9 protein-coding genes and 4 pseudogenes are annotated in these 8776 nt (G+C 40.9%); 7 read left to right on the top strand and 6 right to left on the bottom strand.

All coding sequences use genetic code 11. From position 1 onward, the window contains the following. Positions 1-103: 103 nt before the first annotated feature. Complete coding sequence (locus WYK_RS01905; protein ID WP_040372782.1) at positions 104-1237, top strand: NADH:flavin oxidoreductase; 1134 nt, start codon at positions 104-106, stop codon at positions 1235-1237. Positions 1238-1254: 17 nt separating this feature from the next. Further along, the gene (locus WYK_RS01910) at positions 1255-1695 is read left to right on the top strand and encodes an OsmC family protein (RefSeq protein WP_040372784.1); all 441 of its coding nucleotides are present in this window, start codon (positions 1255-1257) and stop codon (positions 1693-1695) included. A gap of 19 nt (positions 1696-1714) precedes the next feature. Here the strand turns inward: WYK_RS01910 and WYK_RS23145 are convergent. The 3 genes and pseudogenes from WYK_RS23145 to WYK_RS01920 all read right to left on the bottom strand — a co-directional run. Beyond that, positions 1715-2021: pseudogene (locus WYK_RS23145) on the bottom strand (transposase); the annotation flags it as partial. A gap of 194 nt (positions 2022-2215) precedes the next feature. Beyond that, positions 2216-2338, bottom strand: coding sequence for an IS66 family insertion sequence element accessory protein TnpA (tnpA, locus tag WYK_RS25940; RefSeq protein WP_268870021.1), 123 nt, complete (start codon positions 2336-2338; stop codon positions 2216-2218). 106 nt (positions 2339-2444) lie between these two features. Continuing rightward, positions 2445-2663, bottom strand: a complete 219-nt coding sequence (locus WYK_RS01920; protein WP_040372785.1) for a PCI domain-containing protein — start codon at positions 2661-2663, stop codon at positions 2445-2447. Between the two features lie 444 nt (positions 2664-3107). On the opposite strand from WYK_RS01920, the gene fdhF reads away from it, so the two are divergent. From fdhF to WYK_RS26240, 5 genes and pseudogenes are all read left to right on the top strand, one after another. Beyond that, on the top strand, positions 3108-6089 hold the full coding sequence (gene fdhF / locus WYK_RS01925) for a formate dehydrogenase subunit alpha (RefSeq protein WP_040372786.1): 2982 nt from the start codon (positions 3108-3110) through the stop codon (positions 6087-6089). Next, positions 6064-6606: a helical membrane plugin domain-containing protein gene (locus WYK_RS01930; RefSeq protein ID WP_051387264.1), complete on the top strand. Its 543-nt coding sequence runs from the start codon at positions 6064-6066 to the stop codon at positions 6604-6606. The genes fdhF and WYK_RS01930 overlap by 26 nt, the downstream gene beginning before the upstream one ends. Continuing rightward, positions 6603-6791, top strand: coding sequence for a heavy-metal-associated domain-containing protein (locus WYK_RS01935; RefSeq protein WP_051387265.1), 189 nt, complete (start codon positions 6603-6605; stop codon positions 6789-6791). The genes WYK_RS01930 and WYK_RS01935 overlap by 4 nt, the downstream gene beginning before the upstream one ends. 48 nt (positions 6792-6839) lie before the next feature. Next, the gene (locus tag WYK_RS25945) at positions 6840-6974 is read left to right on the top strand and encodes a hypothetical protein (RefSeq protein WP_268870022.1); all 135 of its coding nucleotides are present in this window, start codon (positions 6840-6842) and stop codon (positions 6972-6974) included. An 83-nt stretch (positions 6975-7057) separates the two neighbouring features. Then, positions 7058-7314, top strand: a pseudogene (locus WYK_RS26240) (sporulation protein). A 131-nt stretch (positions 7315-7445) separates the two neighbouring features. On the opposite strand, the pseudogene WYK_RS25370 reads toward WYK_RS26240, so the two are convergent. The 3 genes and pseudogenes from WYK_RS25370 to WYK_RS25375 form a co-directional block, all read right to left on the bottom strand. Further along, positions 7446-7547, bottom strand: a pseudogene (locus WYK_RS25370) (hypothetical protein); the annotation flags it as partial. Between the two features lie 29 nt (positions 7548-7576). Further along, positions 7577-8469: pseudogene (tnpC, locus tag WYK_RS24400) on the bottom strand (IS66 family transposase). A gap of 41 nt (positions 8470-8510) precedes the next feature. After that, a partial coding sequence (locus WYK_RS25375) for a transposase (protein WP_268870023.1) occupies positions 8511-8776 on the bottom strand: 266 nt, incomplete at its 5' end.

An 8776-nucleotide genomic window follows, 5' to 3' on the forward strand; every position in this document is an offset into this window, starting at 1 on the left:
GCTCCTATCCTGCTTAGAACATACTAAAATTGTTTTAGATGGGAAGGGGTGTTTTTTTTGACTGATACGGAACGTTTATTTGAAAAAGGATGGAGTGTTTTTTTTGTCTAATACAATTCGTTTATTTGACACAGTTAAACTAGGCAATACGACATTAGATAATCGAATGGGTGTCGCGCCAATGACACGTACGAGCGCAACACCTGAAGGTTTGGCAACGGATCAAATGGTATCCTACTACACTAAATTTGCCCGCGGCGGGTTTGGGGTTATTATTACGGAAGGGATTTATCCTGATGGCAAATATGGTCAAGGCTACTTTAACCAGCCAGGGCTCATTAATAATGAACAAATGCAGGCTTGGAAAAAAGTGACGGATTCCGTACATCAAGCTGGCGGTAAAATTTTTGCTCAGTTAATGCATGCCGGAGCCCTGTCACAAGGAAATCGTTTTGTCACAGATACGATAGGTCCATCAGTTGTTCAACCAAAAGGTGAACAAATGAAGATCTATGCAGGGAAAGGGCTCTTCCCACTGCCAAAGGAAGCAACTAACGAGGATATTACTGATGTAATTAAAGGGTTTGTGAATGCAGCAAAGCATGCTAAAGAGGCTGGATTTGACGGGGTTGAAATCCATGGCGCCAATGGTTATATATTGGATCAATTCCTAACAGACTATGTGAATCAACGCACAGATGAATATGGTGGATCTACTGAGAATAGGGTTCGATTATTAGTAGAGGCAGTCAAAGCGGTTCGCAAAGCCGTTGGAAAAGACTATACGCTTGGAATACGTATCTCACAAGGGAAAATTAATGATTTTCATCATAAGTGGGCAGGCAAAGGAAAAGACGCCGAAATCATTTTTGGTCAATTAGGGAGCTCTGGAATTGATTATATTCATGTTACAGAATATGAAGCATGGCAGCCTGCTTTCCCAGAAGGAGAAGGCACGAGTGCGTTAGACTCAGCCTTTGATGACCAAGGTGCTACTCTTGCCGCATTGGCAAAAAGGTACGGAAAGGTGCCTGTCATTGCAAATGGAAATCTCCATGACCCCATTCAAGCAAATGAGTTGATCGAAAAGGGAGAGGCGGATGTGATCACAATTGGCCGTGGTGCTCTCGCTAATGGAGACTGGGTAAATAAAGTGAAGAACGGTGAATCATTAGAAGAATTCGATCCAGAAAAAGTATTAAGTCCAGATGCAAAGATTAAAGATTTTGAAGCATGACAACAGGAGGAATCAGTATGGAAAAAAAAATGACCTTTCAGGTATCAGGGAAATCCAATGGGGTACAGGCAATCCTAAAATCCGGTAAGCATACCATTATAATAGATGAGCCTCCTGCAATGGGTGGACAAGATAAAGGTCCTGATCCATTAACAACATTTTTAGGTGCACTTGCAGGCTGTGAAAATGTAGTGGCTAACCTAGCGGCTAAAGAATTAGCGATGGATTTACAAGGAATTGAATTTGATATAAAAGGGATACTGGACCCTAGAGGATTTATGGGGAATCCAGATGTTATACCCTATTTTGAAAAAGTAATAATTGACGCAAAAGTAAAAACAAATGATTCTCTGGAAAGAATTCATGAACTGCAAAGAGTAACAGATTCACGCTGCCCTATTTATAATACGATAAAAGCAGCTGGCATTGAGATAGTATCAAAATGGACAAAGGTATAACCACAAAAACAAAAAGAGGCAACCGAAGTTTCCGGAATTTAGTTATTGAACTAGGTTCAATCACGTCCTCTTCTGGAGCCATATCAAGAAAGTACTTAAAAGAAATGTCATATTTTGAACGCTCGACCACGTCAACATCTGACACGTCATAGATAGACTTCAATAATAGATATTTGAACATACGAATAGATAGGGTCGATGGCATTTCGACCGTTATCATGGCAAAATTTTTCTTTAAGTTCTTCATATACAAAAGAGAAATCGATCAACTCGTTAATCTTTCTCAACAGATTATCTTTTGGAACGACTAAATTATAAATATCCATAAAAAAGGTATCACCTCCTCACATATTGTGTGGGATGATACCTTTTTTACTTATGAGGACTTTTTCAGTGGCCTCCACTTCTACAGGTATGCCTCTCACCCGAATTAAAATACTAGGCTCTGTTTCATCCACTTGATCATAGAGATCAACTGGCAACCACTGAGTGGTTTTGGTTGTACTTTAAACTTTCTCTTCTAGTAATGGAACTGTGAGTAGGTAACATTTTGATTTTGGCACCATTCTTTAATAGGCAATTCGCTAGATTGAAAATCAACAATCCGTGCTTTCCACTCGTTTCTTAGGGCTTGTCTGTCCATTAAATAACCTCCTTCAAGTAACACTTGAGGAGATTATCACATAGATCTTTGGGTTTTAGTAGGTGGGTAAAGTTTGACGCTTATGGGAATAGAAAAAATTCTTAATTCAGGGTAGTAAGTAAATTTCACTATAAGGCGGTTCGGTTAGAGCCTTTTTTTGCAGCCGTCCTTCGCTTACCAATTCCTGAATGTTTCTTTCAACTTCCTCTTTATTTACCTGAAAAAGATCCGCAATTTTTACGGTGGAAATGGAGATGTATTTCGGCTTTTTGGTAGATGAGATAATCATCGTTTGTACTCGTTGAAACAAAGTTTCCTTTTCCATTTGTCCCATCCCTCCTTCTCTGTTTCTGTACGGATTTATAGCAATGCAACTAATTCCCTAAAAGGTTAACCAAACATAGAGGTTTATATACATTCTTTTTTTTATCTCAATTGTAAGTTTTATGAATAATATTTTGCCCAATCAGGTAAAGCTAAAGCTACAGGTTTTTTATAGTCCGCCACGTATTGAACAACTTACGGTGGAGGCAGTGCTCGAAAAGCTTCATTGAGAATCATAAATATCCTTAGGCGCCGAAACCGAAAGGACTAATCTACCTTTTCATCGTTGGAGGGGAGCTGGTATTTAAACTTGGGATGACTTTCTCTCGAATTTTAATTTTGTGTTTTTCAAATACAGCAAGGAGATTATGTTTGTAATGGCTAATTGGTTATCCTATCACAGCTATATGCCGAAAATAATCCAAGCAATTAGGGAGGTAGTATAATGAAAGATTCTACATTTTCTGTCCAAATAAATGGACAAGAATATACTGCGGCTCCTGGACAAACTATTTTGGAAGTGGCACAGTCCAATGAGTCTTACATACCAAGTGTTTGTTATCATCCGAATCTTGGTACCATTCAAACATGTGACACCTGCTTTGTGAACGCGAATGGGCAATTGGTCCGAGCCTGTGCGACTAAAGCAGAAGCTGGGATGAAAATAGATTCGCTTTCCAAACCAGTGAAAGATGCACAATATGAAGCTATGTCCCGGATTTTAAAGAATCATGAACTATATTGTACAGTCTGTGATAACAATAATGGGAATTGTGTTGTCCATAATACGGCTGAATATCTAGAAATTGAACACCAAGCCTATGCATTTGAGGCCAAGCCTTATCCACCCGATACTTCGCATCCCTTTTATCGTTATGAGCCGGATCAATGTATCTTATGTGGCAGATGTGTAGAAGCCTGTCAGGATCTTCAGGTGAACGAAACCTTAACCATCGATTGGACACGGGAAGCACCACGTGTCATTTGGGATAATGATGTACCTATTGATGAATCATCTTGTGTTTCTTGCGGCCATTGTGTCACCGTTTGTCCTTGTAATGCCTTGATGGAAAAGTCGATGCTTGGAGAAGCGGGTTTCATTACCGGCATTCCTCCTAAGCTTTTAGAGCCGATGATTGATTTGACGAAGGAAATAGAGCCAGGCTACAAAGAGATATTCGCCATTTCAGAAGTGGAAGCGGCCATGAGGAAATCTAGGATCAAGCGAACAAAAACCGTTTGTACATATTGTGGTGTAGGATGCAGCTTTGAGATTTGGACTAAGGATCGTCATATCTTAAAGGTGGAACCTCAGGAGCATGCTCCAGCAAACGGAATCTCCACTTGTGTAAAAGGAAAATGGGGATGGGATTTCGTTAATAGTGAAGAACGCTTGACCAAACCTTTAATCCGTCATGGCGATGAATTTACAGAAGCAACTTGGGAGGAAGCCCTCCAATTAATCGCTTCTAAACTAACAGAAATAAAAGAGGAGCATGGTTCGGATTCAATTGGTTATATCGCTTCATCGAAATGTAGCAATGAGGAAAATTTCTTATTTCAAAAACTTGCCCGTGCTGTAATGGGAACGAATAACGTGGATAATTGCTCCCGCTATTGTCAGTCTCCGGCCACAGCAGGTTTACTTCGGACAGTAGGGATGGGTGGAGACTCCGGAACCATACGAGATATTGAAGCATCAGATTTGGTTATTACGATAGGTGCCAATCCAGCTGAGTCTCACCCTGTCCTTGCAACTCGTGTCAAACGGGCTCATAAGCTTCATGGACAGAAGTTGATCGTCGTTGATTTAAGAGAAAATGAACTTGCAGAGAGGGCAGATCTTTTTGTCCATCCGAAGCCAAGCACGGATCTTATTTGGATATCTGCTGTTACGAAGTATATCTTTGACCAAGGCTGGGAAGACAAAGAGTTCTTGAATACTAGAGTAAACGGCTTGGATCAATTCAAGAAATCCCTGGAGAAGTTTACGCTTGAATATGCTGTAGAGACAACAGGCGTATCAAGAGATGAAATAATAAAGATGGCAACCATGATTCATGAAGTAAATTCTGTCTGCATACTTTGGGCGATGGGTATTACGCAGCATTCGGGAGCGACTGATGCCAGTACCGCCATTTCCAATTTATTGCTTGTTACTGGAAATTATGGTCGCCCTGGAACAGGAGCCTATCCGCTTAGGGGGCACAATAATGTACAAGGCGCTTGTGATTTCGGCACGATGCCTGCGTGGCTGCCTGGGTATGAACCGATTCAGGATGATCAGGCGAGAGCCCGTTATGAAGCGGCCTGGGGAGTGACATTACCAAGCGAACCAGGGATGAATAATCACCAAATGGTCGAGGGTATTGATAAAGGAAAATTAAAAGCCCTTTATTTATTTGGTGAAGATATGGCAGTTGTGGATTCAAACATTAATTTTGTAGATTCCTCATTTGAAAAGCTTGATTTCTTTGTAGTCCAAGATGTGTTTTTTAGTAAAACGGCACAGTTCGCCGATGTTGTCTTACCTGCGGCCCCGAGCCTTGAAAAAGATGGGACCTTTGTTAATACAGAGCGCCGTATCCAAAGATTTTACCAAGTCTTTGAACCAATGGGAGAGTCCAAACCAGATTGGCAAATATTCCAGGAGGTTGCAAATGCGCTTGGAGAAGACTGGCATTACGAACATCCAAGTGAAATCATGGCAGAAGCAGCTAGCCTGGCGCCACTATTTGCCGGAGTGAGCTATGAAAGACTTGAAGGCTTTAACAGTCAGGTATGGCCGGTTACTAAGGATGGTACAGATTCCCCGCTTCTTTATACAGAAAAGTTCGCTTTCCCGGATGGAAAAGCAAGGTTGATACCAGTTGACTGGACCAAACCATTCATTACAGGAGAAGAATATGATTTACATTTAAATAATGGGCGTTTGCTTGAACATTTCCATGAAGGTAATTTAACGTATAGATCAGAAGGGCTCACCCACAAAGTTCCAGATCCTTGGCTGGAAATCTCACTAGAGGAAGCGAAGAAAAGGGGAATTGAGGATGGTGCGTTAGTTCGTTTAACATCTCCTTATGGTCAAGTCAAGGTAAGAGCAATCGTCACGGATCGCGTAACTGGTAACGAATTATATTTGACCATGAATACCCGTGAAGACGATGAAATGGTCAATCGTTTGACAAGTAGTCATCATGACTACATTACCCATACGCCTAGCTACAAAGAAATGAGTGTCAAAATGGAGATTCTTGAGGATAAAGGAGAATCGCCATTACCTAAGGTAAATCATCGATTCGGAAACCGTATCCCGCAAATTAGTGTCAGGGTGGAAGAAAAGTGGAAACGTGAGGACTTTACATCAATTTCGGATTTATTTCAAATAGGAGGAGACGAATTTGGCGAAGGCAATCAAGCAAATTAAGAGAATATTTCCTACTGAGGAAGAGCTACAATCAAAGACTGTCAACGAAATGTTGAGCACCCTTGCTGAAAATAGGGAAGCTATTACCACATTGATTCAAATAGTCAATCAACTCCATGATTTGGGATTATTAAAAGTGGTGAATGGTATGTTGGATAACCTTAGTGATGTAGGGGAGATTGCCATCCAGCAAATCAATCAGCCTTCCATGCACAATACCATTAAGAATGGAATGAATGCCTTTAAATTCATTGGGAGTATACCTCCTGAACTGCTACAGACATTCATGGGCGGGATGAGCAACGGGCTTGAAAAAGCATCTCAAAGCCTGAATGAAAATGAAAAAACAAGTTTGTGGAAACTGGGGAACAGCATTCGAACACCTGAATCCAAGGCAGCACTTTCTACGATGTTCAACTTCTTGGAAGGAATGGGGGAAGTATTTATCCAAAAAAAAGAGGGACAACAAGGAGGAGAGCAACGCTGGAACAACGAGTCATTAAAATCGAGGGTATGACAAATGAACAAGATGTCGATAAAGTCCAAAGTGCACTTAAAGGAGTTTGGGGTGTCCGCCAAGTCGCTGTCAGCCTGCCAAATCAGGAGGCCACATTAAGCTTTAATGAGAATTCAGCTTCTTATGAGGATTTTCTTCAGGCGATTAAAGATACCGGCTTCAATTATGAGGTTCCCAGTCTTTAGCGATCGTGGTAAAGCAGATATGTTTATCATGAATAGGAGGGAAGAAAAATGAGAGTATGTGAACTCTGTGGTATGGAAGAAGAATTGGAAAACGTAATTGAATCGGAACAGACTAGAATGCTTTACCTTTGCGAAGATTGCAGAAATGATCGGAAAACCTTTATAGAAAATCGAGCGTACTGATTAATCAGCAAATTTAGGTTTCCTTCTCGTAGGCCTAAAATTTTTGAGGGTCAGGTGACAACCTACTAGAGAGGAATGGTATGATGGACCGTACGATTGGTTACTTACGTGAAATCTTGTCAAACTATACAGACAAGTACCCTGAGGCACAGCAAATCTACGATAAAATTAACCAGTGCCATTTTCGTTCTGAAAAGATCTTGTTAATAAGCTTTACCGCAATGAAGCCAGCCTCCTTAATCAAATTCTTCCTCAGGAAATTGAACATTCAAAGGAAGTTAGAGATACAGAACGGTTCAATCAATTAACTGAGGTTTATGAACAACTGATTATCGTATAGATAGAACAAGTATTGGAAGCAGGGGAACAATGTTTGCATTTTACTATACTCACTTCCCCTTGTTTCTCAAATGTAAGCGTAAAATAATCCCCACCTACACTCGTAGATGGGGATTCGTTATTATGTAGATATTAGTTTTTGAAAACTCGACATACCAATGGTAATGTTGAAGACCAGGGAAGTAACTTATCTAAAGCTTCTTCATTTGTCGTATCCATATGTGGAAGTTTCTCGAATAAATAATGAAGGTAGTAGTATGGATTTAGTCCATTTCCTTTGCTGTCTCCACAATACTATAAACAATGGCACTCCCGCATGCCCCTCTCGAGGTGTTAGAGAATAACCAGTTTTTGCGTCCAATTACCAAAGGTTTGATGGATCGCTCGCTACGATTATTATCTATCTCTAGTCGACCATCCTCTAGAAATACCTCTAAGTTCTCCCACTGATTAAGACAGTAGGTAATGGCTGCACCAAGGGCGCTTTTCGGCAGTACTCTTGGTTTCTGCATGTTTAACCTGTCAAAAAAGGTCCAGAATGGGCCTACTCTGCTTTAAACGCTGTTTGTAACATTCTTTAGTTTCTTTTCAACTGCATAAAATTGGTTACAGAAATTTAAACCTTCGGTTGCCGCAACGGTTTTCCCTTTTTGAGAGGCTGGCAAGGCTTTTAACGCTTCGTCAAATTTTCTTCGCGCGTGTGCCCAACAACCTACGAGCTTGGCATCAGGTGCTTTCTTGTACCCACTATACCCATCTACTTGTAGATAGCCCTTGAATCCCGTCAAGAATCGTTTGGCATTATCGCCTGCTCGGGTTGGTTGATAATCGGATAGAATGATAGGAGGTCCCTCTCTACCTGTTCGATATAACCAAAGGTACGATTGTTTAGAAGCTGGACGCCCAATCTCTCAAATTGCTTCTCTTGTCGATATAACGGTAAGCTTTCTACATATTTCTGGCTCATCGTGTATGCCAAGATAGAGGGGGATGCCAAGCTTTTTGGAAAAACAGAAGCTGGCATTTGTGCGGTGACAATCGGAGTAGCGATGTCATTTTTTTCACAACCCCGACACGCATATACATATCGCTTGTGTTCAACTACCTTTACTTCTGCTGGTATAATCTTTATTTCTTTCCGAATTTCCGTGCTCATTTCATGTAAGGTTCCACCACAACACGAACAAACCTGGTCCTCTAGAGACAATCGATATTCGACTGTTTCTGTAGACAGGTTTTGTAATATGGTTTCACGATGGCCACGTTTCCTTTTTCGTTTGTACGTAATGGTCCCACCGTAGGTTCAGGTAACTGAGGATCAGCCTCTTGTTCGACTTCATTAAACAGCTCCAGTGCAATTTGGTTTTCTGGAGTCTTTTCGCTTGATGAGCCTAAACTTTTTTGTTGACTAAGACGAAACTGTTCTTCGTACCATTTCACTTTCGCCGTCAATTCTTCCACTT

The sequence above is a fragment of the Peribacillus psychrosaccharolyticus ATCC 23296 genome (assembly GCF_000305495.1).
GTDB classification, from domain to species: Bacteria; Bacillota; Bacilli; order Bacillales; family DSM-1321; genus Peribacillus; species Peribacillus psychrosaccharolyticus.